The organism is Pseudomonas veronii, assembly GCF_002028325.1.
GTDB lineage: Bacteria > Pseudomonadota > Gammaproteobacteria > Pseudomonadales > Pseudomonadaceae > Aquipseudomonas > Aquipseudomonas veronii.
Genome location: NZ_CP018420.1, coordinates 4,511,351 through 4,537,378, shown reverse-complemented (window position 1 = coordinate 4,537,378; position 26,028 = coordinate 4,511,351). Strand labels below are relative to the sequence as shown.

Here is a 26,028-nt window from a genome sequence, read left to right as displayed (position 1 = left end):
TGCTCATTCGGGACGACTTTTTTACCAAGGACCGTGGGGGGAAAAATGTAGGAGGACAAAACGGCGAGTGTACGAAATGCGACTTTCGTTTATCGGATGTCGGATTCCCAGCCGCCGCCCAAGGCTTTGTACAAGGCGATACTGGCTTGCAGGCGCGACAAGCGCAGTTGCACATTCAGGTCCTGGGCCGTGTACAGGGTGCGCTGGCTGTCCAGCACGCTCAGCCAGTCTTCGGCGCCCGCCTGGTAGCGGCTTTCGGCGATGCGCAAGGCGTTCTGCGCCGCCTGCAGCTCTTGCGTTTGCCATTGGCGCTGCTGGTCCAGGCGTGTGATGTTGCTGAGGGCTTTTTCCACATCGGCGAAACCGTTGATGATCGCCCCGCGATAGGTCTGCAGCAGCTCGTCCTGGCGCGCGCGGGCCTTGTCCCGTTCGGCGGTTAAACGGCCGTTGTTGAAGATCGGTGCGACCAGGCCGCCCGTCAGCGTGTAATACGGGCTGCGCAGGATCTCCACGGCTTTGCCGGCGTCGGAGCCGAAGGTCGCGCCGAGTGTCACCGCAGGCAGCATGGCCGCGCGGGCGACGCGAACATCCGCTTGCGCCGCCGCCAGTTCGGCCTCGGCCTTGGCCAGGTCGGGACGCCGGCTCAGCAGTTGGCTGGGCACGCCCGAGCCGATGCGCGGCCAGGTGAGGGCCTGGAAGGGCTCGGTGCCCAGGTCCAACGCCTGGACCGGCTGGCCGAGGAGGGCGGCGAGGGTGATCCGCGACTCTTGCGCCAGTTGTTGAATCAGCGGCAATTGCCGTTGCTGGCTGGCGACCAGGCTTTGCTGCTGGGCCAGTTCCAGGGCCGTGGCGGAACCGGCGTCGTAGCGGGTCTGCACCAGTTCCAGCACATTGCGTGCATTCGCCAGGTTCAACTCGGCGATCTGCTCGCGCTGGCGTGCGGCGAGGGTTTGCGCGTAGCGGTCGGCGACGTTGCTGAGCAGGGTCAGTTCCACGGTGGCCTGGTCCGACGCGCTGGCCCGCAGGCTGTGCAGGGCGCTGTCTCGCGCGGCCGCGCGGCCGCCCCAGAAATCCACTTCATAACTGGCGCTGAGGTTGGCGCCGAAGCTGTTGACCGTGTCATTGCTTTGCGTCGCGTCCAGGTCCGGCCCGCCCTGGCCGCGCAGTAACTTCTGATGGCTGGTGGACAGGTTGAACTTCACTTCCGGCAACAGCGGTGCGCCGGCGATCACTGCCGTGGCTTGGGCCTGGCGCACCCGTGCGACGGCGGCCGCCACGTCAAAACTGTCACGGCGCGCCTGTTCGATCAGGCGGTTCAGTTGCGGGCTGCCGAATTGCGTCCACCAGCGCTGGTTGTTGAGTTGGGCGGCGTCACGCTCGGCGTACTGCCAGGCGGTCGGTGCTGCCACGCCGCTGTCGACGGCGGGCAGGCTGGCGGCGCAGGCATTGAGCAGCAGGCACAGGCCGAGTACGCACACGGGGGAGGCGGGAGATCGTTTATTCACTGGTCAACGCCTTAACCGGATCGAGCCGGGCAGCTTTACGGGCCGGCATAAAGCCGAATACGACGCCAGTGACCAGTGCGCAGCCAAACGCGCCGAGCACCGCCACCAGGGAAAACTGCACCGCGACCTTGGCCAGCATCAGTACGCCGCCGACCAACAGCGCCAGGCCGATACCGCACAGGCCGCCAACCACCGAGAGCATCAGCGCCTCGGTCAGGAACTGGCGCAGGATGTCGCGCTGGCGCGCGCCGGTGGCCATGCGGATACCGATTTCGCGGGTGCGTTCGCGCACGGTCATCAACATGATGTTCATCACCCCGATGCCGCCCACCAGCAGCGAAATCGCGGCGATCGAACCGAGCATCAGCGACAGCGTGTTTTGCGTGCGCGCCTCGGCCTGGATCATTGCCGCGTTGTTGGTCAGTTGGTAGTCACGCTTGCCGTTATGCAGGCGCAGCATCAGTTGGTCGATGGCGTGTTCGGCTTCCCGCACCTTGCGCGCATCGGCGGCGGCAATCACCACGTATTCGGGGTTGTACGTGCCGAACAGGCGCACGCTGGCGGCGGAGTAGGGAATGGCCACGCGGTCGTCGCTGTCTTTGTTGCCGGAGCTGGAGCCCTTTTCCGCGAGCACGCCGATCACCTGGAAAGGCACGTTTTCGATGAGGATGTATTGGCCGATCGGGCTGACCTGCTTGAACAGTTTCTCGCGGATGCGGTGGCCGATCACGGCGACCGTGGCACCGGCGCGCTCGTCGGCTTCGGTGAAGTAACTGCCCTCGACCACCGGCCAGTTGAAGATCTGCGGAAAGTTGACGTCGTTGCCGCCCACATAGGCCAGGTAATCCAGGTTGCCGTAGCGGATGCCGGCGTCGCTGCCGTTGACCGGCATGATCCGCTTGATCTGCGGCAGCGTCGCCAATGCCGCGACATCGTTGAGGGTCACGATGCCCAGCGGCGTGCGCGGGTTGGGCGAAGAGCCGCTGAGGTAGAGGATGTTGGAGCCGAATGCGCCCATCTGTGCCATGACCTGGCGCTTGCTGCCTTCACCCACCGCCAGCATCACCACCACCGAGGCCACGCCGATGATGATCCCGAGCAGGGTCAGGGCGGTGCGGAAGCGGTTGATCCACATCACGCGCCAGGCGGCCTGCACGGCGTCGAGCAGTTCGGCCTTCCACGCGCCGTTGTGCTCGGCGCCTTCGGCCAGGCGCTGGCGCAGGTCGACGGCTTGCAGCGCCGCGCTGTCGGCGCTGGCCGGGCGGTGGCGGGCGTTGTCGGCCGAGTCGCTGATGATCAGGCCGTCGCGAATTTCGATGATGCGGTTGGCCCGCGCCGCCACGTCGCGGTCGTGGGTGATCAGGATCACCACGTGGCCCTGGCTGGCCAGTTCGTCGAGCAGGCGCATTACCTCGGCGCCGCTGTGGCTGTCGAGGGCGCCGGTGGGCTCGTCGGCGAGGATGATATGCCCGCCGTTCATCAGCGCGCGGGCGATGGAGACCCGTTGCTGCTGGCCGCCGGACAGTTGATGCGGACGGTTGCCGGTGCGGTCGGCCAGGCCCAGGCGCGTGAGCAGGGCCCTGGCGCGGGCGTGGCGTTCGGCGGCGCTGATGCCGGCGTAGATCGCCGGCATTTCGACGTTTTCCTGGGCCGACGCCGACGGGATCAAGTGGTAGCCCTGGAACACAAAGCCGAAGGCTTCGCGGCGCAGCCAGGCCAGTGCGTCGCTGTCCAGGTGCGCGACGTTTTCGCCGGCGAACAGGTAGTCGCCGGCGGTGGGGCGGTCGAGGCAGCCGAGGATGTTCATCAGCGTGGATTTGCCGGAACCCGAGGCGCCGACGATGGCGACGAATTCCCCGGCATGGATCGACAGGTCGACGCCGCGCAATACGTCGACCTGCGGGCTGTCGCCGCCGCCGTAGGATTTGCGGATGTGCTTGAGTTCGATCAGGGGCGTGCTCAATTCAACCCCCCGCTGCCGTCGCCCGGCCCGATCAGCAGGTGATCGCCTTCGCTGAGGCCTTCCAACACTTCGACGCGCAGGCGGTCGCTGATGCCCAGGCGCACGACGCGCTCTTCGATGCGGCCGTTTTCCGCGACCACGCGGGCGGTCTGCCGGTCGGCGCTGGTGCTGTCTTGCAGGGCGGCGACCGGCGCGGTGAGCGCATCCTTGACCTGGCCGGCGACGAAAAACACCTGGGTGGTCATTTCGGCCATCAAGGCGTTGTCGCTGTTGTCCACGTCCAGCAGCACGGTGTACAGCACCACGCGGCCGCTGCCGCTCTTGTTCGAACTGCTGGGGCTGCCGCTGCCCTGGGTTTCGTTCAGCGGCTTGGGCGGGATCGGCAGGATCTGCCGCACGCTGCTGGTCCAGCGGCGGTTGCCGCCGCTGAGGGTGGTGAAATAGGCGGTCATACCGGGTTTGACGTGGCCGATATCGGCTTCCGAGACCTCGGCCCACACGGTCATCGGTGACAACTTGGCGATGCGCAGGATCAGCGGCGTTTGCTGCTGGGCATTGAGGGTCTGGCCGACCCGTGCGTCCACCGCCACCACGGTGCCGGTCATCGGCGCATAGATGCGCGTATAGCCCAATTCCGCCTCGTCCCTGCGCAGGCTGGCCTGGGCCTGGAGAATCTGCGCCTGGAACATGTCGACCCGCGCCTGGGTGGCGCTCAGTTCGGACTTGGCGGTTTGCACGTCCTCTTCGCGGGTCGCGTTGCCGGCGGCCAGGCGCTGCTGGCGCTGGTACTTCTGGCGCGCCAGTGCGTGCTGGGCTTTCTGCTCCTGCAATTGGGCCTTGAGGTTTTCGATGGCGTAGCGGCTGGCGTCGAGCTTGGCTTTTTGCGTCGAGGGGTCGATCTCTACCAGCAACTGGCCTTCCTGCACCTGATCGCCGGCTTCGACATGGATCTTGCGGATCTGCCCGGACGCCTGGGCGCCCACATCCACATAGCGTCGCGGTTGCAGAGTGCCCAGGGCGGTGACGCTGTTTTCAATGTTGCCGCGGGTCACGGTAACGGTGGCCAGGCTATCGCGCCCCGGCGGCTGCAATTGCCAGGCGGCGATGCCGATAACAGGGATCAGGCACGCCACAACCAGCAGGGCGTGTCGGGCAGGTCGAGGGCGTTTCATGGGTTGGTTCCAGCCAGGAAAGTTCGGACCGCAGTTGCGGGGGGCTGACAGTTAAACGAGAGCATGGCCCGAAGATTTAGGCTGTTTCACAAGTAGTTACAGTGCTGGCGAGTAAAAAAATTGCCCGCTGGAGCAAGTCTTCTTTAAAAGTAGATGAGAATTACTATAAATTGCACTTACCCAAACTGCCATCACTCATGGGCTGTCTTTTTAAGCATTCAAGGACCTAATACCGCCGTCAGGTGGTCGGGAGTCATGTTGGAAAACTACTATCGCGAGCTGGTGTGTTTCCTCAACGCCAAGCTGGGCAACCGCCAGGTGGCCGAAGATGTGGTGCATGACGCTTATGTGCGGGTGCTGGAACGCGCCAGTGACACCCCCATCGACCAGCCCCGCGCCTTTTTGTACCGTACCGCGCTGAACCTGGTGATCGACGGCCATCGACGCAACGCCTTGCGTCAGGTCGAGCCGCTGGAGGTGCTGGACGCCGAAGAGCGCTTCACCAACGCTTCGCCCCACGCCACCCACGATCACACTCAGCGCCTGCAGATGCTCGAACGCGCCTTGGCCGAGTTGCCGGCGGTCTGCCGCGACAGCTTCCTGCTGCGCAAGCTCGACGGCCTGTCCCACGCGCAGATTGCCGAGCGCCTGGGGATTTCCCGCAGCCTGGTGGAAAAACACATCGTCAATGCGATGAAGCACTGTCGGGTGCGGATGCGCGAGTGGGACGCACCCTGAGCGTCGAGTGGTTAAATTTTAATTCATTGTCCTCGTTTCCTATCAACACATGACCTGTTGTGCAGGTCGTGAAGGTATTCCCGCCCCACCGCCAAGGGGCTTATCCAGAGGACACTGGAATGACACAGGCAATTGCTTCGCCCGCGGTTCACGACTTGATCGGTATCGGTTTCGGCCCTTCGAACCTGGCGCTGGCCATCGCCCTGCAGGAGCGCGAAAAGGCCCAGGGCAAACTGGACGTGCTGTTTCTCGACAAGCAGGCCGACTACCGTTGGCACGGCAATACCCTGGTGACCCAGAGCGAACTGCAGATTTCGTTCCTCAAGGACTTGGTGACCCTGCGCAACCCCACCAGCCCATATTCCTTCGTCAACTACCTGAAAGCCCACAACCGTCTGGTCGATTTCATCAACCTTGGCACGTTCTATCCGTGCCGCATGGAGTTCAACGACTACCTGCGCTGGGTCGCCGGGCAGTTCCAGGCCCAGAGCCGCTACGGCGAGGAAGTGCTGGCCATCGAACCGATCCTGCATCAGCAGCAGGTTGAAGCACTGCGCGTGATTTCCCGCGATGCGTTGGGTGAACAGCATGTCCGCACCACCCGTTCGGTGGTGGTCAGCGCCGGCGGCACGCCGCGCGTGCCCGACGTGTTCAAGGCGTTCAAGGATGACCCCCGCGTGTTCCACCATTCCCAGTACCTGGCGCGCATGGCCCAGCAACCTTGCGTGCAGGGCAAGGCGATGCGTATCGCGGTGATCGGCGGCGGCCAGAGCGCGGCCGAAGCGTTCATCGATTTGAACGACGGCTTCCCGGCGGTACAAGTCGATATGATCCTCCGCGGCTCGGCGCTGAAACCGGCGGATGACAGCCCGTTCGTCAACGAAGTGTTTTCGCCGGCCTTTACCGACCTGGTGTTCCAGCAGGTCGGCGCCGAGCGTGAGCGGCTGATCGCCGAGTACCAGAACACCAACTATTCGGTGGTTGACCTGGAGTTGATCGAGCGCATCTATGGCATCTTCTATCGCCAGAAAGTCTCCGGCACCGCGCGCCAGGCCTTCCGCACCATGACCGTGGTCGAGAACGTCAGCGCCGGTCCGTTGGGCATCGAGTTGACCCTGCGCAATAACGCCAACGGCGAAACCAGCGTCAGCCATTACGACGCGGTGATCCTGGCCACTGGCTACGAGCGCCAGATGCACCGCGAGTTGCTGGCGCCGCTGCAGGCCTACATGAGCGACTTCGAAGTCAGCCGCGACTATCGCATCGTGACGGATGAGCGGTGCAAGGCCGGCATCTACATCCAGGGTTTCAGCCAGGCCAGCCATGGGTTGAGCGATACCTTGCTGTCGGTGCTGCCGATCCGGGCGGATGAGATTGCCGCATCGTTGTACGCGCATGATCGCCACCGTGGGCAGGGGCGTTCGGTGCAGGATTTGCTGCTTGCTACGGCGAGCTGATGAACGCTTGTAGCGACTTTTGGAGGCGGGGTAGAAAATGTGGGAGGGGGCTTGCCCCCGATGGCGGTGTATCAGTCAACTAATTTGTAGCTGACAGATTGCAATCGGGGGCAAGCCCCCTCCCACACTCTTGACCGCGTTCGGCTTCCAGGATGTGGTCGGCTAATAAGGCCGCGGCCAAGAGCAGAATGAGCCCTATCTGATCCACGGAGATCCAAATGGGGGAGGGGGCTTGCCCCCGATGGCGGTGTATCAGTCAACTAATTGGTAGCTGACAGATTGCAATCGGGGGCAAGCCCCCTCCCACACTTTTGACCGCGTTCGGCTTCCAGGATGTGGTCGGCTATAAGGCCGCGGCCAAGAGCAGAATGAGCCCTATCTGATCCACGGAGATCCAAATGTGGGAGGGGGCTTGCCCCGGTACAGACCGGAGACATCCTTTACGTTTGAAACCGGAGACATCGTTTACATGTATTAATCATGGCCAGGAGGTAACTGGCCATGTCATGGAATCGAGAGTCCCCTATGGACCAAAAAGTCAGATTGATAGGCGACTGGCTGTCCGGCGCCTATTCAAAACGTCAACTGGCATTGAGCTACGGCATTAGTCGACCGACCTTGGACAAGTGGCTGCAACGGTACGCCACTGCGGGCTTGGACGGGCTCAAGGAGGCTTCACGCCGTCCACTCTCAAGCCCTTTTCAAACGTGCGATGCACATATTGCTGCTCTAATTGAGCTCAAGCATCAACACCATGACTGGGGCCCCAAAAAGCTGGTCAAGGTCCTGTCCAATCGCTATCCGGAATGTCATTGGCCGGCACCCAGCACGGCGGGGGAATGGCTCAAACGAGCGGGACTGGTCCAAGAGCGGCGCAAGCGCAATCGTCCGCCTACCGGCCCCGTCAAACTTCGCCCGGCAGACCTCCCCAATCAAACGTGGGCCGCTGACTTCAAAGGCGACTTTTTAATGGAGGATGGCCGACGCTGTTACCCGCTGACACTCACGGATCAGGCCAGCAGATTCATATTGTTGTGTCGTGCTCAGCCCAGTGTGGCCGGGGCCCGCGAGGGTTTTGACTGGGCTTTTCGCGAGTATGGTCTGCCTGACGTCATCAGGACTGACAACGGTTCACCCTTCGCTTCAACCGGCCTCAACAGGCTCTCGAGTCTGGCCGTATGGTGGATACGACTGGGTATCTACCCAGAGCGTATTCAGCCGGGGCGACCCGATCAGAACGGGCGGCATGAGCGTATGCATCGCTCACTCAAGGCCGCGTTACTGAAGACGCCAGAAGCCAATATGGTCCAGCAGCAGTTGGCGTTTGAACGATTTCGACAGGAATTCAATCATGATCGGCCGCACGAGGCGTTGGGTATGAAAGTGCCGAACGATCTGTACGATAAATCGCCAAGGATCTATACAGGCTGGGTACCTCCTGCCGAATATGGAGCGGATATGGAGGTACGCAAAGTCAGAACCGACGGATCAATGAAGTGGAGGGGCAGGATGATCTTTTTGAGTGAGTCACTGGTAGGAGAGTCCGTTGGACTGCGAGAAGTGGACGACAACGTGTGGGACATGTACCTATGTAACTATCCACTGGGTAGGCTAGACAGCGGTGCAAGCCGGCTGTCCAGCACCCAGAAACGTAAAGGATGTCCCCGGTCTCGTTTGTAAAGGATGTCTCCGTCTGTACACCCCGATGGCGGTGTATCAGTCAACTAATTTGTAGCTGACAGATTGCAATCGGGGGCAAGCCCCCTCCCACACTCTCGACCGCGTTCGGCTTCCAGGATGTGGTCGGCTATAAGGCCGCGGCCAAGAGCAGAATGAGCCCTATCTGATCCACGGAGATCCAAATGTGGGAGGGGGCTTGCCCCCGATGGCGGTGTATCAGTCAACTAATTTGTAGCTGACAGATTGCAATCGGGGGCAAGCCCCCTCCCACACTTTTGACCGCGTTCGGCTTCCAGGATGTGGTCGGCTAATAAGGCCGCGCCCAAGAGCAGAATGAGCCCTATCTGATCCACGGAGATCCAAATGTGGGAGGGTGCTTGCCCCCGATGGCGGTGTATCAGTCAACTAATTGGTAGCTGACAAATTGCCATCGGGGGCAAGCCCCCTCCCACATTTGATCTTCGGTGTCTGGGGGTCAGGCCAGTTCGGTGGCGGTGTTTTTGACTACCGCGAGTTCGGGGTGGGCCACCAATTTGTCGATGTGCAACTCATCGTTGTTCAACCAGGTCTCCGTCAGCACTCGGTAATGTTCCATATCCCGGCAACGCATGCGCAGGCTGTAGTCGAACGGCCCGCTGATCAACTGGCATTCGAACACCTGCGGGCAGGCTTTGACGCAGGCTTCGAAGGCCTTTTGCGCCGAGCGCCCGCTCTGGTTGGACAAGGCCACCAGCACCAGCAGCGACAGCCCCGGTGAGACCATCTGCACGTCGATGATCGCCCCGTACCCGCGGATCACCCCGCGCCGTTCGAGCTTGCGCACCCGTTCCAGGCAGGGCCTGGGGGTCAGATGCACCAGCGACGAGAGCTTCTCGTAGGTGATACGTCCCTGATGCCGCAGCACGTCGATGATCGCCTCATCGATGCGATCCAGCGCAGGGGAGGAATGGGGTCCGTTGGCCTTGGTATCCATGGGTTTCACTTCAAGCGGTTGGAAAGAAATTGCTGCAAGCGTTCGCTGTTGGGATGGTCGAGAATTTCGGCACCGCCTTGTTCTTCGACGCGGCCCTGGTGCAAAAACAGCACTTGGCTGGACACCTGGCGGGCAAAGCCCATTTCGTGGGTGACCATCAACATGGTACGACCTTCCTCAGCCAACGTCTGTATGACTTTGAGGACTTCTCCTACAAGCTCAGGGTCCAAGGCGGAGGTCGGTTCGTCGAACAGAATGATTTCCGGTTCCATCGCCAAGGCGCGGGCGATGGCGACGCGCTGCTGCTGGCCGCCGGACAGAAACGCCGGGTATTGATCCGCCACCCGGCCCGGCAAGCCGACCTTGTCCAGGTACAGCCGCGCACGTCGTTCCGCCTCGGCCGCACTCACGCCCAACACCCGGCGCGGGGCCATGGTGATGTTTTCCAGTACGGTCATGTGGCTCCACAGGTTGAAATGCTGGAACACCATGGCCAGGCGTGTGCGCAGGTTCTGCAGTTGCGCCTGGTGCGGTGCGCGGGTGCCGGCGCGGCCCTGGCGCATTTCGATGCTGATGCCGTCCAGGGTGATGACCCCGGCGTCCGGCTGTTCGAGAAAGTTGATGCAGCGCAGCATCGTGCTTTTGCCCGAGCCGCTGGCGCCGATCAGGCTGATCACATCGCCGTTGCGTGCGTTGAGGGAAACGCCCTTGAGCACTTCATGTTCGCCGTAGCGTTTGTGGATGCCTTCGACTTGCAGTTTGACCGCCGCCGTCGCCGCCTTGGCGATAGGGGCTGCGGGTGTATCGACGGGATAAGTGGCCAGGGCCTGCGCGGACTGATTCATGGGTTAGCCTCGGGTAGGAACAAGAAAACGCATCCAGCGACGTTCGGCCAGTCGAAACAGGCCCACCAGTGCAAAGGACAGCAGCATGTAGAGCAGCGCGGCGATACCGAAGGCCTGGAACGTCAGGAACGTCTCGGCATTCGCATCGCGGGCCACCTTGAGGATGTCGGCGACGGTGGCGGTAAACGCCAGCGACGTGGCGTGCAGCATCAGGATCATTTCATTGCTGTAGGCCGGCAACGCACGGCGCAGCGCGGCGGGCACCACCACAAACAGGTTCAGTCGCCAGCCGTGCAGGCCATAGGCGCGTGCCGCTTCGATTTCGCCATGGGGAATGTTGCGGATCGCCCCGGCGAAGATTTCCACGGTGTAGGCACAGGTGTTGAGGACGAACGCCAGCAGCGTGCAGTTCAACGCGTTGCGGAAGAACTGGTTGAGCAGGGCGTTGTCCTGCACCACCTCCAGGCTGTACAGCCCGGTGTAGCAAATCAACAGTTGGATATACAGCGGCGTGCCGCGAAACAGGTAGGTGTACACCTCCACCGGCCAGCGCAGCCAGGCGTGTTCCGAGACGCGGGCGATCGCCAGGGGGATCGACAGGAAAAACCCGAACAGCACCGAGATGATGAACAACCACAGGGTCATCGCCACCCCGGACACACCCGCGCCGTCGCTGTACAGGTAGGCCAGGCCGTATTGCTGGAACAGTTCGATCATCGCGCCATCCCCTTGATGCCGAGGTTGTAGCGCCGTTCGAGGCGCTTGAAGATGCGGTTGGAGAGGGTGGTGATCACCAGGTACACCAGGCCCGCGAGGATCAGGAAGTACAGCGGCTCGTTGGTGGTCTTGCCGGCGTTCTGTGCGGCTTTGACCAGGTCGGACAGGCCGATGATCGACACCAGCGCCGTGGACTTGAGCAACACCAGCCAGTTATTGCCCAGCCCCGGCAGGGCGAAGCGCATCAACTGCGGGAACAGCACCAGGCGAAAGCGCTGCCAGCGGCTCAGGCCATAGGCGGTCGCGGCTTCCAGTTGACCGGCCGGCACGCTGAGGATCGCGCCGCGAAAGTTCTCGGTGAAATAGGCGCCGTAGATAAACCCCAGGGTGACCACCCCGGCGGTAAACGGGTCGATTTCAAAGTAGTTCCAGCCGAAGGCTTCGGTCAGGTCGTTCAGCCACAGTTGCAGGCTGTAGAAAATCAGCAGGATCAGCACCAGGTCCGGCACGCTGCGAATCAGCGTGGTGTAGAGCGTGGCCGGCACCCGCAGCAGTTTGACGCTGGAGAGTTTGGCGCCAGCGGCGATCAGGCCCAGGCCAAGGCTCAGGGCCAGTGCGAGGAACGCCAGCTTGACCGTCATCCAGGCGCCCTGGGCGAGCATCGGGCCGTAGCCCTGCAGGTTGAGGAATTCGTTCATGGGGAGATCTCTAAAGGGCGCAGACAGACCCCTGGGGGAGCGGGCTTTTGGGGGAGGGGGATTGCCCCCTCCCACACAAGTCTTCTCTCACAGGGGCGGTGTTGGCTTACTCGTTGTAGATGTCTTGATCGCCGAAGTATTTCTTCTGGATCTGGGCGTAGGTGCCATCGGCCTGTACGGCGGCGATGCCCTTGTTGATCAGCGCGCGCAGTTCCTGGTCGTTCTTGCGCAGGCCCATGGCGATGTCCAGGGGCAGCGTCGGGTCCTTGAAGGCCGGGCCGGTCTTGAAGTCGGCGCCTTCGGGCTTGGACAGGAAGTTGAGCTGGGCTTCGAGTTTGTCGGTCAGGGTGGCGTCGAGGCGGCCGTTTTGCAGGTCGGCGTAGTTCTGGTCCTGGGACTGGTACGCCTTGATCTGGGCGCCGAGCTTGGCCAGGTGCGCGCGGGCGTAGGCTTCCTGCAACGAGCCCTGCAGCACGCCGACCTGTTTACCCTTGAGGGATTCCGGCGTGTCGCCGAAGTCGGCGTTCTTGCGGGTGATCACCGAGGTGGGGCTGAGGAACAGGCGGTCGGTGAAGTCGATCTGTTTTTCCCGCGCCGGGGTCACGGCCATGGAGGACATGATCGCGTCGAACTTGCGCGCGCGCAGGGCGGGGATCATGCCGTCGAATTCGTTATGCACCCAGGTGCATTTGACTTCGAGCTTGGCGCAGATCGCGTTGCCCAGCTCGATATCGAAGCCTTGCAGGCTGCCATCGGCGGCGACGGACTCGAAGGGTGGGTATTCGGGGAATACGCCGAAGCGGATTTCTTTCCAGTCTTGGGCGTGGGCGGCGCTGGCGCACAGCGGCAATAGCAACGCAGCGAACAATGAGCGGAGTGGCGTCATGTGGAGTCCCTATATTTTGTAATTGATGTCAGGGCAGTCAAAGGAGCAGCGCGCATTCATTTGCTGACTCTTCGGTCGCGCTCAGAATGCTTCAAGGTGGTGCGTTTTTTGTGTCGTTTACCCCGTGCTCAAAGCGCGAATTGCGCTGTTAAAACAGGCAATGCAGCGGAATCGGCTGCGGCACCCGCTGAATCGGCTTTTGATCGTCGTGGTTCTGGCCTGCCCTCGGCGCAAAGCGGCAGGCCAGAGCGGTTTCAGGCGCGCTTTTTGTGCTGTACGCGCGGAGGTTGGGCCAGGCGTGCGAACAGGTCTTTCGGGTCGGCCAGGTCGGGCACCAGTTCCAGTTCGCTGCCGACGTCCAGCGCCTTGGCCACGTCCAGCACGTAGCGCAGCGCCGAATAGTCTTCGATGGCAAAACCCACCGAGTCGAACAGGGTGACCTGGCGCGCATTCTCGCGGCCGGGCGCCTGGCCGTTGATCACTTGCCACAGTTCGGTGACCGGCGAATCGGCCGGCATGTGCTGGATTTCACCTTCGATGCGGCTCTGCGGTTCGTATTCGACGATCACCCGCGCACGCTCGACGATGCGTCGGTCCAGTTCGGTCTTGCCCGGGCAATCGCCGCCCACGGCGTTGAGGTGCATGCCGGGTTCGATCATCTCGTCGGTGAGGATGGTCGCGTAGGCCTTGTCGGCGGTGACGGTGGTGACGATGTCCGCGCCTTTCACCGCTTCGGCCACGCTGGCGGCCAGGATCACCTTGATTGCCGGGAACGCCTTGAGGTTGGCCGCCAGCTTGGCGGTGGCCCTGGCGTCGATGTCGAACAGGCGGATTTCATTGATGCCCAGCAGGGTGTGGAAGGCCAGGGCCTGGAATTCGCTTTGCGAACCGTTGCCGATCAGCGCCATGCTGCGGCTGTTGTCCCGGGCCAGGTAGCGTGCGACCAGGGCCGAGGTGGCGGCGGTGCGAATCGCGGTGGTCAGGGTCATTTCCGCCAGCAGCAGCGGCCGGCCGGTGTCCACATCGCCCAAGGCGCCGAAGGCCATCACGGTGAGCATGCCGGCCAGGGTGTTTTTCGGGTGGCCGTTGACGTATTTGAAGGCATACAGCGACGCGTCGGACACCGGCATCAGTTCGATCACGCCCTCCGGCGAGTGGTTGGCCAGGCGCGCACATTTCTCGAAATCCTGCCAGCGCAGGTAGTCGGCGCGGATGTACTCGGCCATCTCGGTGATGCAGGTTTGCAGGCCTTTTTGCGAGACCAGGTAGCTGAGGTCGTTGACGTCGATATAGCGGGTCATGGAGTGGCTCCTGTAGTTATTGGAAGGTGGCGCGGGCGGGCAGATGCACTTCCGCGAGCATGCAGCGGGCACTGCCGCCGCCGATGCGTTCGATGTTGTCGATGTTCACCACCACCGGCCGCGTGTGGCGTTCCACATGCCGGCGCTGCGCGGGTTGCAGGGCGTTCCAGGCGCTGGCGGACATCACCAGCAGCGGCTGGCCGTCGCGGTCGTGGACTTCGAGCATGTTGCCGGCGAAGGCTTCCAACTGGTCGAAATCGAGGGCGAGGATGTCCTTGCCGGTGTCGCGCAGGGAATGCTCCAGGGCCTGGCGTTCGTCGGCGTCCGGCAGGGCTTGCAGGCACACCACCGAGAGGTTGCGGCCGACGCTCATCATCACGTTGCTGTGGTAGATCGGCGCGTGGTGGCGGTCGACGGCGTGGAACACGCAGAGCTGGTAGTCGAGGCGTTCGGCGAACTGGCGCAGGGCGTCGTGGTGGGTGCGCCCGGAGTGGCAGGCGTAGCTGATCCGGTGTTGGCGGTCGAGCACCATGCTGCCGGTGCCTTCGAGGAAGATGTTCTGTTGTTCGAGATGGCTGAGGTCAATGGTGTCCTTGATTGCAAAACGCTGTTCGAGGACGTGCAGCACGCCCTTGTTGCGCTCCAATCGGCGGTTCTGGCCTTCCATCGGGTAGAGCACCAGGCTGCCGTCGGCGTGGCTGCTCCACCAGTTGTTGGGGAAGATCGAGTCGGGGGTGTGCGGTGCCGGGGTGTCCTGCACGACCAGGACTTCGACGCCATGCCGGCGCAGGGTGTCGACATAGCCGTCGAACTCTTCCAGCGCTTTGTGCTGTGCGTCGAGCGGGTCGAGGGGCTGGCGTTGGAAACGGTTGTTGATCGCGGTGTCCGGGTTGAAGGCAAAGCGCGCCGGGCGAATCATCAGGACGGTGTTGGTGGTTTGCATGGGGGCACGAATCCATGGGTTGAGCAGTGGAGCTATTTTGTGCGGGCTGACGGAGGAATCCCGGCTGAAACCGAGGCGGCGCTCAGCCGGGAAAGCTGAAAAGTGGGGTGTGGCAGCCGAATCGGCTGTGCGGGCTGGAATGCGATCAAGCGGTGGCGGATAGGTTGGCTGACGGAGCGCTATCGCAGGCAAGCCAGCTCCCACATTAGTATGGGGGTGGTTGTGGTATCCGAGTCAGGAAGGAGAGTGCATGTCTATCGCCGTTCGTATTGCCCAGGCCGCCGATGCAGATGGGATCAGCCGGGTCATCCTCGCCGCCTTGCACAGCAGCAATGCGCGGGATTACCCGGCGGATGTGATCGCCCGGGTGGCGGGCAACTTCACACCCGATGCGGTGCTTGAACTGCTCCGGCGCCGGTCGGTGCTGGTGGCGGTTCAGGACGAAGTGATCGTCGCCACCGCTTCTCTTGACGGTAATGTGGTGCGCTCGGTGTTCGTCAACCCGGCGCTGCAAGGGCAGGGCATCGGTCGGCTGCTGATGATCGAAATCGAATTGCGCGCCCGCGAGGCTGGGGTGACGGTGTTGAACGTGCCGTCTTCGCTGAGCGCCGAGTCGTTCTATACCAAACTGGGCTTTCACACCGTGCGCGACGTCTACCATGGCAACGAGCGCACGTTGGTGATGGAGAAAGCGCTGTCGTCGCGCCACCCTATCGGCGTCTACCGCGACCGTCTGCACCGGGCGCAGGTGGTTACGTTGTGGCAGGACGCTTTTGGTTATGACACCGCGCACAACCTGCCGACCCTGGCGATCGATAAGAAGCTGGCGGTCAATGACGGGCTGTTCTTCGTGGCGACGGATAAGAACGTCGTGATCGGTACTGTTCTGGCGGGGTACGACGGGCATCGTGGTTGGTTGTATTCGGTGGCGGTGCGCGCCGACTATCGCCGGCAAGGGCTGGGTGCGTCGCTGGTGCGGCATGCGGAGCAGGCCTTGAGCGCCTTGGGGTGTATGAAGATCAACCTGCAGATCACCGGCGGCAATGACACGGTGGTGGGGTTCTACGAGGCGTTGGGGTACGGGGTGGAGCCAAGGATCAGCATGGGCAAGAAGATGGTGGAAAATATCCCGACTCAATCCTGAGAATGATCGCAGATCAAATGTGGGAGGGGGCTTGCCCCCGATGACGGTGGGTCAGTCGATACCTCCAGTGACTGACACTCCGCTATCGGGGGCAAGCCCCCTCCTACAGGGTTTTGCGGTGTGGCGGGGTTAGACCTTGACGATCCAGCCTTCTGGCGCTTCGACGTCGCCAGATTGCACGCCGGTCAGCTCTTTATAGAGCTTCTGGGTGATCGGGCCGACTTCGGTCTCGCTGTAGAACACGTGCAGTTTGCCCTGGTACTCGATGCCGCCGATCGGCGAGATCACGGCAGCCGTCCCGCAGGCACCGGCTTCCTGGAAGATATCCAGTTGGTCGATGAACACTTCGCCTTCGACCACTTCCAGGCCCAGGCGGGTCTTGGCCAGTTCGATCAGCGACATGCGGGTGATGCCTGGCAGTACCGAAGGCGACTTCGGCGTGATGAACTTGTTGTCTCGGGTGATCCCGAAGAAGTTGGCCGAACCGACTTCCTCGATCTTCGAGTGCGTGGCCGGGTCCAGGTAGATGCTGTCGGCGAAGCCGGCTTTTTTCGCTTCGGAACCTGGCAGCAGGCTGGCGGCGTAGTTGCCACCGACCTTGGCGGCGCCGGTGCCGTGTGGCGCGGCGCGGTCGTAGCCGGAGATCTGGAAGTTGTGCGGCACCAGGCCGCCCTTGAAGTAGGCGCCGACCGGGATCGCGAACACCGAGAAGATGAACTCCGGCGCGGTACGCACGCCGATGTTGTCACCGGTGCCGATCACGAACGGGCGCAGGTACAGCGCGCCGCCGCTGCCATACGGCGGGATGAACCGCTCGTTGGCACGAACCACTTGCTTGCAGGCGTCGATGAAGGCTTCGGTCGGCACTTGCGGCATCAACAGGCGACCGCAACTGCGCTGCATGCGCGCGGCGTTCTGGTCCGGGCGGAACAGGTTGATCGAGCCGTCCTTGCAGCGATAGGCCTTGAGGCCTTCAAAGCACTGTTGGCCGTAGTGCAGGGCGGTGGAGCCCTCGCTGATGTGCAGCACGTTGTCTTCGGTCAGGGTGCCCGCTTGCCACTCGCCGTTTTTCCAGGTCTGGATAAACCGCTTGTCGGTCTTGATGTAGTCAAAACCCAGCTTGTCCCAATTGATGCTTTCGTTACCCATGACACCCTCTATCTCTGGTCAAGTCGGTTTTTTTCTGAATGGGCGCAACAATACTGCATTCTTGCTTCATGTGGGAGCGGGCTTTTGTGGGAGGGGGCTTGCCCCCGATGAGGGCGCGCCAGTCGGCACATGCGTTGACTGGCCCACCGCTATCGGGGGCAAGCCCCCTCCCACAAAAGCCCGCTTCCACGGGGGGTTGCGTTTTTTACAGGTGGAGGGGGTGACCCAACGCCCTTAGGGCGGCTTCCTGGACGGCTTCGCCGAGGGTCGGGTGGGCGTGGATGGTGCCGGCCACGTCTTCCAGGCGTGCGCCCATTTCCAGGCTCAGCCCAAAGGCGGTGGACAGCTCGGACACGCCGACGCCAACCGCCTGCCAGCCGACAATCAGATGATTGTCACGCCGCGCCACCACCCGCACGAAGCCGCTTTTCGACTCCAGGGTCATGGCCCGGCCATTGGCCGCGAACGGGAAGCTCGACACGATGCAGTCCAGCCCCGCCGCCTTGGCCTCGTCGGGCGACTTGCCGACCACCACCAACTCCGGGTCGGTAAAGCACACGGCCGGGATCGCCGCCGGGTTGAATTCGCGGTGTTGACCGCTGATCAGTTCGGCGACCATTTCGCCCTGGGCCATGGCCCGGTGCGCGAGCATCGGCTCGCCGCTGAGGTCGCCGATGGCCCACACATTGCGCATGCTGGTCTGGCAGCGGTGGTCGATCCTGACCGCCGCGCCGTGCATCTCCAGGTCCAGCGCTTCGAGGTTCCAGCCCCGGGTGTTGGGGGTGCGACCGACGGCGACCAGCACCTGATCGGTCTCCAGCGACACGGTGTCGCCCTTCGGGTCGCGCACTTGCAGGCGGTTGTGCTCAAAGCCGGTGACGCTGTGCTTGAGGTACAGCTTCACACCCAATTGCTTGAGCGACTCGGCCACCGGCTGGGTCAGCTCGGCGTCGTAGGCTGGCAGGATACGCTCCTGCGCTTCGACCACGCTGACTTCGGCGCCCAGCTTGCGGTAGGCAATCCCCAGTTCCAGGCCGATATAACCGCCACCCACCACAATCAGGCGCTTGGGCACGCGGGTCGGCGCCAGGGCTTCGGTGGACGAGATGATCGGCCCGCCGATCGGCAGCATCGGCAGGTTGACGCTTTTCGAGCCGGTGGCCAGCAGCAGGTGTTCGCACTGGATACGCTGGCCGTCGACGTCGACGGTCTTGCCGTCCACCACCTGGGCCCACCCGTGGATGACCTGCACCTTGTGTTTCTTCAGCAGCGCGGCAACCCCGCTGGTCAGGCGGTCGACGATGGCGTCTTTCCAAGCCACGCTTTTGCGGATGTCCAGGGTCGGCACATCCACTTCGATGCCCAGTTGGGAGCCCTGGCTGTGGTGTACGGTCTGCTGGAACTGTTCGGCCACGTGGATCAAGGCCTTGGACGGGATGCAGCCGATATTCAGGCAGGTGCCGCCCAGCGCCTGGCCTTCCACGAGGATGGTCGGGATGCCCAACTGGCCGGCGCGGATCGCCGCCACATAACCGCCAGGGCCGCCGCCGATGATCAGCAGGGTGGTGTGCAATGTCTGAGTCATGCCCTTACTCCAGGAACAGGCTGGCGGGTTGTTCGAGCAGGCCGCGAATGGCCTGGATGAATTGCGCCGCGTCCATGCCGTCGACCACGCGGTGATCGAACGAGCTGGAGAGGTTCATCATCTTGCGGATCACGATCTGGCCCTTGATCACCATCGGCCGCTCGACGATGCGGTTGACGCCGACGATGGCCACTTCCGGCAGGTTCAGCACCGGCGTGCTGACGATGCCGCCCAAGGCGCCGAGGCTGGTCAGGGTGATGGTCGACCCCGACAGTTCGTCGCGGTTGGCCTTGCCAGTGCGCGCGGCGTTGGCCAAACGCGCGATTTCCTCGGCATTGCCCCACAGGCTGCGTGCTTCGGCGTGGCGCACCACCGGCACCATCAGGCCCACATCGCTCTGGGTGGCGACGCCCACATGCACCGCACCGAGGCGGGTGATGACCTGGGCTTCGTCGTCGTAACGCGCATTGATCTGTGGGAAATCGCGCAACGCCACGACCATGGCGCGCACGATGAACGGCAGCAGCGTCAGCTTGCCGCGTGTCGCACCGTGTTTTTCATTGAGGTGTACGCGCAGTTCGTCGAGGGCGGTGACGTCGATCTCTTCCACATAGCTGAAATGCGCGGCGCGCCGGGTGGCGTCCTGCATGCGCTGGGCGATTTTGCGGCGCATGCCGATCACCGGGATCTGTTCTTCGTCGTTGCGTTCGGCGTAGGGGTTGGCGGCCGTAGTTTTTTTCGCCGGACTCTGGAGCAAGTAAGCGTCCAAATCTTCGTGCAGAATCCGGCCCGCCGGACCGGACCCCTGCACCAGGCGCAGGGAAATGCCTGCATCCAGCGCATGCTTGCGCACGGCGGGGGAGGCCAGCGGACGCTCGTTGGCATCGCGGGCCACGGGGGCCTGGGGCGCGACGGACGGTTTGAGTGCCAGTGTGCTTTCTACCGCTGGGGCCGGCTTGCTTTGCGCTACCGGCGCAGGCGCCGCCTTGGCCGGTTCAGCCGTCATCGGCACGTCTTTGGTATTGCCCGCGCCTTCCACTTCGATGCTGATCAGCACACTGCCCACGGCCATGACTTCACCCGGCTCGCCGCCGAGGGCAAGTACCTTGCCGTGGACCGGCGAGGGAATGTCCACCATCGCCTTGTCGGTCATCACATCCGCCAGCACCTGGTCTTCGACGACCAGGTCGCCGACCTTCACATGCCAGGCCGAAAGTTCAACTTCTGCGATGCCTTCGCCAATGTCCGGCATCTTGATAACGTGCGTGCCCATTCAGACCTCCATGACCCGTTTCAACGCCGCGCCCACACGGGACGGCCCTGGGAAATACGCCCATTCCTGCGCGTGCGGGTAGGGGGTGTCCCAACCGGTGACGCGTTCGATCGGCGCTTCCAGGTGGTGGAAGCAATGTTCCTGCACCAGCGCCACCAGCTCGGCGCCAAAGCCGCAGGTGCGGGTGGCTTCATGCACCACCACGCAACGGCCGGTCTTTTTCACCGAGTTGACGATGGTTTCCAGGTCCAGCGGCCACAGGCTGCGCAGGTCGATGACCTCGGCGTCGATACCGGTTTCTTCGGCGGCGACTTGCGACACGTACACGGTGGTGCCGTAGGTCAGCACGGTGACGGCCGAACCCGGACGCACGATCGCGGCCACGTCCAGCGGCACGCTGTAGTAACCGTCCGGCACTTGCGCCTGCGGGTGTTTCGACCACGGCGTTACCGGGCGGTCGTGGTGGCCGTCGAACGGGCCGTTGTACAGGCGCTTGGGTTCGAGGAAGATCACCGGGTCGTCGTTTTCGATCGAGGCGATCAACAGGCCCTTGGCGTCATAGGGGTTGGACGGCATCACCGTGCGCAGGCCGCAGACCTGGGTGAACACCGCTTCGATACTCTGGCTGTGGGTCTGGCCGCCGTAGATGCCGCCGCCGCAGGGCATGCGCAGGGTCAACGGCGCGGTGAACTGGCCGGCCGAGCGATAACGCAGGCGTGCCGCTTCGGAGATGATCTGGTCGCTGGCTGGGTAGACGTAGTCGGCGAACTGGATTTCCGCCACCGGGCGCAGGCCGTAGGCGCCCATGCCCACCGCCACGCCGACGATGCCGCTTTCGGAGATCGGCGCGTCAAACACCCGCGAACTGCCGTACTTGTTCTGCAAGCCTTCGGTGCAACGGAATACGCCGCCGAAATAGCCAACGTCCTGGCCGAACACCACCACGTTGTCGTCACGCTCAAGCATCACGTCCATGGCCGAGCGCAGGGCCTGGATCATGGTCATGGTGGTGGTGGTCATGGCGGTTTCCAATTCGATGCTGTTGTTGTGATCGTTCATGTCAGACCCCCAACTCTTGACGCTGGCGCTTCAAGTGCTCCGGCATCTCTTTGTAAACGTCTTCGAACATGGTCGCGGCGCTTGGAATCTGGCCGCCGGCGAGGGTGCCGTACTGTTCGGCTTCTTTTTGCGCCTTGACCACTTCGGCTTCAAGTTCGGCACTGACCGCCGCGTGTTCCTCTTCGGACCACTGGCCAGTCTTGATCAGGTGCTGTTTGAGGCGCGCAATCGGGTCGCCCAACGGGAAGTGGCTCCAGTCATCGGCGGGGCGGTATTTGGAGGGATCATCCGAAGTGGAGTGCGGGCCGGCGCGGTAGGTGACCCATTCGATCAGGGTCGGGCCGAGGTTGCGGCGCGCGCGTTCGGCGGCCCAGGCGGAAGCGGCGTACACCGCGATGAAGTCGTTGCCGTCCACGCGCAGCGAGGCGATGCCGCACCCGACGCCGCGTCCGGCGAAGGTGGTGGCTTCACCGCCGGCGATGGCCTGGAAGGTGGAGATGGCCCACTGGTTGTTGACCACGTTGAGAATCACCGGCGCGCGGTAGACGTGGGCGAAGGTGAGGGCGGTGTGGAAGTCCGATTCGGCAGTGGCGCCGTCGCCGATCCAGGCCGAGGCGATCTTGGTATCGCCCTTGATCGCCGAGGCCATGCCCCAGCCCACGGCTTGTACGAATTGGGTGGCAAGGTTGCCGGAAATGGTGAAGAAGCCAGCGTCTTTCACCGAATACATGATCGGCAGTTGCCGGCCCTTGAGCGGGTCGTGCTCGTTGGACAGCAGTTGGCAGATCAGGTCCACCAGCGGCACGTCGCGGGCCATCAGGATGCTTTGCTGGCGATAGGTGGGGAAGCACATGTCGTCGATGTTCAGGGCCAGGGCCTGGGCGCTGCCGATGGCTTCTTCGCCGAGGCTCTGCATGTAGAACGACATTTTCTTCTGACGCTGGGCGACCACCATGCGGTTGTCGAAGATGCGCGTCTTGAGCATGGCGCGCATGCCCCGGCGCAGGATCTCGACAGGCACGTCTTCAGCCCACGGACCGAGGGCCTGGCCCTGGTCGTCGAGCACGCGGATCAGGCCCTTGGCCAAATCGGCGGTGTCGGCGGGTTCTACGTCGATGCTGGGTTTGCGCACCAGGCCGGCGTCGGTCAGACGCAGGTAGGTAAAGTCAGTCTTGCAGCCTGGACGGCCCGAGGGTTCGGGAACGTGCAGGCGCAGTGGTGCATACGGCTGGTTCATGGCTTTCTACGCTCGATCTTGTGAATTTCTTGTAGTGGGCGCGCTAGCTGACCGTCATCCTCCGGGTAGGAGAAATCTTGTCCTACAACAATCATAGGCGCGGCGTAGAAGAATATTTATCTGTGTTTCGTTGCGCTCTGGCTCATTTGCGGATAAAAAAACTGCATAAACATAATAAACAGGTGATTTTGTCTCATGCGCAAACTGGACCGTACCGATATCGGCATTCTCAACGCCCTGCAGGAGAATGCGCGCATCACCAACGCCGACCTCGCCCGCTCGGTCAACCTGTCGCCCACGCCGTGTTTCAATCGGGTCAAGGCGATGGAAGAACTGGGCCTGATTCGCGACCAGGTAACCTTGCTCGATGCCGACCTGCTGGGGCTGCACGTCAACGTGTTTATCCATGTCAGCCTGGAAAAGCAGAACGAACTGGCCTTGCAGCAATTCGAAGGGGCGATTTCCGACCGGCCCGAGGTGATGGAGTGCTACTTGATGGCCGGCGACCCGGACTATTTGATCCGTGTGTTGGTGCCGACGATCCAGTCGCTGGAGCGTTTCATGATGGACTTTCTGACCAAAGTGCCAGGTGTTGCCAATATCCGCTCCAGCTTCGCTCTTAAACAAGTGCGCTATAAGACCGCGTTGCCACTGCCGCCGGATGGATTGATGGTCTGAGACAAGGTTCGCGGCGCAACGCAACTCATGCATTGCTCTTTATTGGCGCGCGCGCTTTTTAGTATTGACACCTGTCAATGTATGTTTTACCTGAGCGCTCTATTGTATCGGCTACGTTCCCCATTCAAGTGGCCGGACAAGTCATGGAGAATCAGCCGCCAAGGTGCCGTGTACCCTACGACTTTAATCTAACTTCGCATTCTAAATATTGCCGCCTGGCCCGATTGACTTTCAACGCGCTTTGGGCTTCTGGTTGGATGAGTTTTGTTGTTTAGCTAAGTAATTAAAAAGAAAGGGGTTTTTTTCTTGCATCATAAAAATTTCCTTGATCGCTCACGAATTTTTCACGCGTTATTAAACAAATTAGCAGCTATAAGCCACCTAACTAACAAGTCCATGTAAAAGGTGAATCGAGATGTCTATGAGATCCCTGAAATTGAATCTACGTACCACCCTTTGTTTCGGAGTGGTTTGCATTCTGCTGTTAATACAAGGGGGCATGACGCTGGTAAAAGTCGATTCCGTCTATTCTTCAACCATCGAGATTGAAAGCAACTGGCTGCCCAGTATTCGCCTGGCCGGAAGAATCGATTCAGCCCTGTTTAAGTTGCGTCTGGAGTTGCGCCGTTTTGCCATGGACAGTGCCCGGCAGGATCAAAGTTCACGGGATAGCCTTCAAAGTATCCGATCGGAGTTGATGAAGATCGCCCAGAGCTACGCTCCCATGGTGTCGAGCCCCGAGGAGCAGGCCAAATATGACGAAGTCATGAGCAGTATTGGCACTTACAACCAGAAGATCGACGAGTTTCTGACACTCTCTACCACAGGCTCCTCCGCGCAGATCGCCGCTTATCTGAGCGACGTGCAAGCCCCCGTCGCCCTCAAGGCGCAGGACTCGATCAACGACCTGATCACCCTGAACGAGCGCGGCTCCAATGAGGCGGTGCGGATCGCCTCCAGCGAATACAACGCGACTCGTCTGTTTACCTGGGTGCTGATGGGCGCTTCAGTGCTGTTGACCGTGGTCGTCGCGAGCCTGTTTACCCGCAGTATCATTACCCCAGTGCGTGAGTTGCTGGTGTCGACCTCCAAGATCGCCGACGGTGATCTGCGCGTGGCCATCGCCGTCAACGGCAAGGATGAGCTGACGGAGCTGCAACAATCGACTGCCGCGATGCAGATGAACCTCAAAACCACTTTGCAGCATATCTCCGAAGCCTCCGGGCAGTTGGCCTCGGCTGCCGAAGAGATGAGTTCGATTACCCGTGAGTCCAGCGCCGGTATCGAGCGCCAGAGCATGGAAACCGACCAGGCCGCCACGGCGGTCAATGAGATGACCGCGGCGGTGGAGGAAGTCGCGCGCAATGCCGTCTCGGCCTCCCAGTCGACCCAGGACTCCCAACGCTCGGCCCAAATCGGCCAGGAGCGTGTGACCCAGACCATCGCGTCGATTGAAAAACTCAGCGCCACCGTGCAGCAGACCGGTATGGAAGTCGAAGGCCTGGCCAAGCAGGCCCAGGACATCGCACGGGTGGTGGAAGTGATCCGCTCGATTGCCGAACAGACCAACCTGCTGGCGCTGAACGCCGCCATCGAAGCGGCGCGGGCCGGCGAGCAAGGCCGAGGGTTTGCGGTGGTGGCCGATGAAGTGCGGGCGCTGGCTCACCGGACCCAGACCTCGACCCAGGAAATCGAGCAGATGATCGCGAAGATCCAGGTCTGTTCCAACGAGGCGGTGTCGTCGATGACCATGAACCGCAGCGAAGCGGTGGACTCGCTGAAAATCGCCCACGAAGCAGGCCAGGCCATCACCCAGATCACCGAAGCGATTGCCGACATCAACGACCGGAACCAGTTGATCGCGACGGCCTCCGAAGAACAGGCGCATGTGGCGCGCTCCGTCGACCAGAACCTGATCAGCATTCGCGACCTGTCGATCCAGAGTTCGTCGGCCGCCGGGCAAACGTCGATTGCCAGCCACGAACTGTCGAAGCTGGCGATGGATCTCAAGCAGATTGTGGCTCAGTTCTCCATCGCGTGAACCCGCGACGCAGGTGGCCGGTTGAGCGCGTTCAGAGCTGATTGAGCGGGATCTTCAGGTACACCACCCCATTCTCTTCGGGCGGCGGCAGATTCCCCGCCCGCACATTCACCTGGATCGCCGGCAGCAGCAGTGTCGGCATCCCCAGCCCGGCATCGCGCTGGGTCCGCATCTGCACAAACGCCGCTTCATCCACCCCGTCATGCACATGGATATTGCCCGCGCGCTGCTCGGCCACGGTGGTCTGGCATCGGGCCTCACGGCCTTGTGGCGGGTAGTCGTGGCATACGTACAGTCGCGTCTGCGGCGGGAAGGCCAGGAGCTTGCGCATCGACGCATACAGCTGGTGTGCATCGCCACCGGGGAAGTCGCAGCGGGCGGTGCCGACGTCGGGCATGAACAGGGTGTCGCCGACCAGGATCAGTTGATCGTCGATCAGGTAGGCCATGTCCGCCGGGGTGTGGCCGGGCACGTGCAAGGCCTGGGCCTTCAAGTTGCCGATAGGGAAGATTTCATCCGGGGCGAACAGGTGGTCGAACTGCGAACCGTCGACGTGAAATTCCGGCTCCAGGTTGAACAGGTGCTTGAACACGTGCTGCACCTTGCTGATGGCCTGGCCAATGGCGATCTTGCCGCCCAACGTCCGGCGCAGGTAAGGCGCGGCGGACAGATGGTCGGCATGGGCGTGGGTTTCCAGCAGCCATTGCACCTGCAAGCGATGTTCGCGCACGTAGGCAATCACCTTGTCGGCCTGGCGTGTGTCGGTGCGCCCGGAGGCCGGGTCGTAATTGAGCACCGAGTCGACGATGGCGCAGGGGCCATCGTCGGCCTCATGCACCACATAGGTGTAGGTCGACGATGCCTCGTCCAGAAAAGCCTGAATCAACGCGGGCATGGGCGGCGGTCCTTGGTGGCGGGCTGCGGGTTACATTCGCGATGTGTCCCACATGGACTTGGCAGATTAAGGGAAAAAAACGCTGCGAG

The 26,028-nt window shown here is 62.3% G+C and carries 22 protein-coding genes; 6 read left to right on the top strand and 16 right to left on the bottom strand.

Going from position 1 to position 26,028, the window contains the following annotated elements; all coding sequences use genetic code 11:
• Window positions 1–89: 89 nt before the first annotated feature.
• From PverR02_RS20470 to PverR02_RS20460, 3 genes are read right to left on the bottom strand one after another with little or no spacing between them, the layout of a single operon-like run.
• A complete protein-coding gene (locus PverR02_RS20470) occupies window positions 90–1,505 on the bottom strand; it encodes an efflux transporter outer membrane subunit (RefSeq protein ID WP_079444267.1) in 1,416 nt (471 codons plus the stop codon).
• Window positions 1,498–3,468, bottom strand: a complete 1,971-nt coding sequence (locus PverR02_RS20465; protein WP_079444266.1) for a MacB family efflux pump subunit — start codon at window positions 3,466–3,468, stop codon at window positions 1,498–1,500. The genes PverR02_RS20470 and PverR02_RS20465 overlap by 8 nt, the downstream gene beginning before the upstream one ends.
• Window positions 3,465–4,640 (bottom strand): efflux RND transporter periplasmic adaptor subunit, encoded by a 1,176-nt coding sequence (locus tag PverR02_RS20460; RefSeq protein ID WP_017847510.1) that lies wholly within the window; start codon window positions 4,638–4,640, stop codon window positions 3,465–3,467. Before PverR02_RS20460 ends, PverR02_RS20465 begins: the two co-directional genes overlap by 4 nt.
• Window positions 4,641–4,895: 255 nt before the next feature.
• Between PverR02_RS20460 and PverR02_RS20455 the strand changes: the two genes are divergently transcribed.
• The 3 genes from PverR02_RS20455 (at window position 4,896) to PverR02_RS20445 (ending at window position 8,515) form a co-directional block, all read left to right on the top strand.
• Window positions 4,896–5,378: a sigma-70 family RNA polymerase sigma factor gene (locus PverR02_RS20455; RefSeq protein WP_079444265.1), complete on the top strand. Its 483-nt coding sequence runs from the start codon at window positions 4,896–4,898 to the stop codon at window positions 5,376–5,378.
• 119 nt (window positions 5,379–5,497) lie between these two features.
• Window positions 5,498–6,835, top strand: coding sequence for a lysine N(6)-hydroxylase/L-ornithine N(5)-oxygenase family protein (locus PverR02_RS20450; protein ID WP_079444264.1), 1,338 nt, complete (start codon window positions 5,498–5,500; stop codon window positions 6,833–6,835).
• 501 nt (window positions 6,836–7,336) lie between these two features.
• Complete coding sequence (locus PverR02_RS20445) at window positions 7,337–8,515, top strand: integrase core domain-containing protein (protein ID WP_407691829.1); 1,179 nt, start codon at window positions 7,337–7,339, stop codon at window positions 8,513–8,515.
• A 475-nt stretch (window positions 8,516–8,990) separates the two neighbouring features.
• Here the strand turns inward: PverR02_RS20445 and PverR02_RS20440 are convergent, their stop codons facing one another.
• The 7 genes from PverR02_RS20440 to ctlX form a co-directional block, all read right to left on the bottom strand.
• Entirely contained in the window at window positions 8,991–9,488 is a 498-nt protein-coding gene (locus PverR02_RS20440; protein ID WP_029296543.1) for an Lrp/AsnC family transcriptional regulator, read from the bottom strand.
• A gap of 5 nt (window positions 9,489–9,493) precedes the next feature.
• Window positions 9,494–10,333: an ABC transporter ATP-binding protein gene (locus PverR02_RS20435; RefSeq protein WP_079444262.1), complete on the bottom strand. Its 840-nt coding sequence runs from the start codon at window positions 10,331–10,333 to the stop codon at window positions 9,494–9,496.
• Between the two features lie 3 nt (window positions 10,334–10,336).
• On the bottom strand, window positions 10,337–11,050 hold the full coding sequence (locus tag PverR02_RS20430; protein ID WP_046382798.1) for an ABC transporter permease: 714 nt from the start codon (window positions 11,048–11,050) through the stop codon (window positions 10,337–10,339).
• Window positions 11,047–11,748 (bottom strand): ABC transporter permease, encoded by a 702-nt coding sequence (locus PverR02_RS20425; protein WP_057005601.1) that lies wholly within the window; start codon window positions 11,746–11,748, stop codon window positions 11,047–11,049. The genes PverR02_RS20430 and PverR02_RS20425 overlap by 4 nt, the downstream gene beginning before the upstream one ends.
• A gap of 106 nt (window positions 11,749–11,854) precedes the next feature.
• The gene (locus PverR02_RS20420; protein WP_046382800.1) at window positions 11,855–12,634 is read right to left on the bottom strand and encodes an ABC transporter substrate-binding protein; all 780 of its coding nucleotides are present in this window, start codon (window positions 12,632–12,634) and stop codon (window positions 11,855–11,857) included.
• Window positions 12,635–12,888: 254 nt separating this feature from the next.
• Window positions 12,889–13,935, bottom strand: coding sequence for an ornithine cyclodeaminase (locus PverR02_RS20415; protein WP_046382801.1), 1,047 nt, complete (start codon window positions 13,933–13,935; stop codon window positions 12,889–12,891).
• Window positions 13,936–13,951: 16 nt separating this feature from the next.
• Window positions 13,952–14,878: a citrulline utilization hydrolase CtlX gene (ctlX, locus tag PverR02_RS20410; protein WP_046382802.1), complete on the bottom strand. Its 927-nt coding sequence runs from the start codon at window positions 14,876–14,878 to the stop codon at window positions 13,952–13,954.
• Between the two features lie 250 nt (window positions 14,879–15,128).
• On the opposite strand from ctlX, the gene PverR02_RS20405 reads away from it, so the two are divergent.
• The gene (locus PverR02_RS20405) at window positions 15,129–16,022 is read left to right on the top strand and encodes a GNAT family acetyltransferase (RefSeq protein ID WP_017847504.1); all 894 of its coding nucleotides are present in this window, start codon (window positions 15,129–15,131) and stop codon (window positions 16,020–16,022) included.
• 129 nt (window positions 16,023–16,151) lie between these two features.
• Here PverR02_RS20405 and PverR02_RS20400 read toward each other — a convergent pair whose 3' ends face one another.
• The 5 genes from PverR02_RS20400 to PverR02_RS20380 form a co-directional block, all read right to left on the bottom strand.
• Window positions 16,152–17,171 carry a branched-chain amino acid aminotransferase gene (locus tag PverR02_RS20400; RefSeq protein ID WP_017847503.1) on the bottom strand — a complete coding sequence of 340 codons (1,020 nt, stop codon included), beginning with the start codon at window positions 17,169–17,171 and terminating at the stop codon, window positions 16,152–16,154.
• Between the two features lie 205 nt (window positions 17,172–17,376).
• Window positions 17,377–18,756 (bottom strand): dihydrolipoyl dehydrogenase, encoded by a 1,380-nt coding sequence (lpdA, locus tag PverR02_RS20395; RefSeq protein ID WP_046487274.1) that lies wholly within the window; start codon window positions 18,754–18,756, stop codon window positions 17,377–17,379.
• Window positions 18,757–18,760: 4 nt separating this feature from the next.
• Complete coding sequence (locus PverR02_RS20390; protein ID WP_046487273.1) at window positions 18,761–20,029, bottom strand: dihydrolipoamide acetyltransferase family protein; 1,269 nt, start codon at window positions 20,027–20,029, stop codon at window positions 18,761–18,763.
• A complete protein-coding gene (locus PverR02_RS20385) occupies window positions 20,030–21,088 on the bottom strand; it encodes an alpha-ketoacid dehydrogenase subunit beta (protein WP_017847500.1) in 1,059 nt (352 codons plus the stop codon).
• 1 nt (window position 21,089) lies between these two features.
• Window positions 21,090–22,325 (bottom strand): 3-methyl-2-oxobutanoate dehydrogenase (2-methylpropanoyl-transferring) subunit alpha, encoded by a 1,236-nt coding sequence (locus PverR02_RS20380; protein WP_046487271.1) that lies wholly within the window; start codon window positions 22,323–22,325, stop codon window positions 21,090–21,092.
• Between the two features lie 195 nt (window positions 22,326–22,520).
• On the opposite strand from PverR02_RS20380, the gene PverR02_RS20375 reads away from it, so the two are divergent.
• Both PverR02_RS20375 and PverR02_RS20370 read left to right on the top strand, forming a co-directional pair.
• Window positions 22,521–23,003: an Lrp/AsnC family transcriptional regulator gene (locus PverR02_RS20375; RefSeq protein ID WP_017847498.1), complete on the top strand. Its 483-nt coding sequence runs from the start codon at window positions 22,521–22,523 to the stop codon at window positions 23,001–23,003.
• A 415-nt stretch (window positions 23,004–23,418) separates the two neighbouring features.
• Window positions 23,419–25,044 carry a methyl-accepting chemotaxis protein gene (locus PverR02_RS20370; RefSeq protein ID WP_079444261.1) on the top strand — a complete coding sequence of 542 codons (1,626 nt, stop codon included), beginning with the start codon at window positions 23,419–23,421 and terminating at the stop codon, window positions 25,042–25,044.
• A 31-nt stretch (window positions 25,045–25,075) separates the two neighbouring features.
• Here PverR02_RS20370 and PverR02_RS20365 read toward each other — a convergent pair whose 3' ends face one another.
• The gene (locus PverR02_RS20365) at window positions 25,076–25,939 is read right to left on the bottom strand and encodes an MBL fold metallo-hydrolase (protein WP_079444260.1); all 864 of its coding nucleotides are present in this window, start codon (window positions 25,937–25,939) and stop codon (window positions 25,076–25,078) included.
• Window positions 25,940–26,028: the final 89 nt, after the last annotated feature.

Bases quoted from the DNA above. Each gene is read 5' to 3' on its own strand.
- PverR02_RS20390 (WP_046487273.1), bottom strand. From the start codon at position 20,029: ATGGGCACGCACGTTATCAAGATGCCGGACATTGGCGAAGGCATCGCA.
- PverR02_RS20435 (WP_079444262.1), bottom strand. From the start codon at position 10,333: ATGAATCAGTCCGCGCAGGCCCTGGCCACTTATCCCGTCGATACACCC.
- lpdA (WP_046487274.1), bottom strand. From the start codon at position 18,756: ATGACTCAGACATTGCACACCACCCTGCTGATCATCGGCGGCGGCCCT.
- PverR02_RS20430 (WP_046382798.1), bottom strand. From the start codon at position 11,050: ATGATCGAACTGTTCCAGCAATACGGCCTGGCCTACCTGTACAGCGAC.
- PverR02_RS20405 (WP_017847504.1), top strand. From the start codon at position 15,129: ATGTCTATCGCCGTTCGTATTGCCCAGGCCGCCGATGCAGATGGGATC.
- PverR02_RS20450 (WP_079444264.1), top strand. From the start codon at position 5,498: ATGACACAGGCAATTGCTTCGCCCGCGGTTCACGACTTGATCGGTATC.
- PverR02_RS20455 (WP_079444265.1), top strand. From the start codon at position 4,896: ATGTTGGAAAACTACTATCGCGAGCTGGTGTGTTTCCTCAACGCCAAG.
- PverR02_RS20400 (WP_017847503.1), bottom strand. From the start codon at position 17,171: ATGGGTAACGAAAGCATCAATTGGGACAAGCTGGGTTTTGACTACATC.
- PverR02_RS20420 (WP_046382800.1), bottom strand. From the start codon at position 12,634: ATGACGCCACTCCGCTCATTGTTCGCTGCGTTGCTATTGCCGCTGTGC.
- PverR02_RS20425 (WP_057005601.1), bottom strand. From the start codon at position 11,748: ATGAACGAATTCCTCAACCTGCAGGGCTACGGCCCGATGCTCGCCCAG.
- ctlX (WP_046382802.1), bottom strand. From the start codon at position 14,878: ATGCAAACCACCAACACCGTCCTGATGATTCGCCCGGCGCGCTTTGCC.
- PverR02_RS20370 (WP_079444261.1), top strand. From the start codon at position 23,419: ATGTCTATGAGATCCCTGAAATTGAATCTACGTACCACCCTTTGTTTC.
- PverR02_RS20375 (WP_017847498.1), top strand. From the start codon at position 22,521: ATGCGCAAACTGGACCGTACCGATATCGGCATTCTCAACGCCCTGCAG.
- PverR02_RS20385 (WP_017847500.1), bottom strand. From the start codon at position 21,088: ATGAACGATCACAACAACAGCATCGAATTGGAAACCGCCATGACCACC.
- PverR02_RS20445 (WP_407691829.1), top strand. From the start codon at position 7,337: ATGTCATGGAATCGAGAGTCCCCTATGGACCAAAAAGTCAGATTGATA.
- PverR02_RS20460 (WP_017847510.1), bottom strand. From the start codon at position 4,640: ATGAAACGCCCTCGACCTGCCCGACACGCCCTGCTGGTTGTGGCGTGC.
- PverR02_RS20380 (WP_046487271.1), bottom strand. From the start codon at position 22,325: ATGAACCAGCCGTATGCACCACTGCGCCTGCACGTTCCCGAACCCTCG.
- PverR02_RS20365 (WP_079444260.1), bottom strand. From the start codon at position 25,939: ATGCCCGCGTTGATTCAGGCTTTTCTGGACGAGGCATCGTCGACCTAC.
- PverR02_RS20440 (WP_029296543.1), bottom strand. From the start codon at position 9,488: ATGGATACCAAGGCCAACGGACCCCATTCCTCCCCTGCGCTGGATCGC.
- PverR02_RS20415 (WP_046382801.1), bottom strand. From the start codon at position 13,935: ATGACCCGCTATATCGACGTCAACGACCTCAGCTACCTGGTCTCGCAA.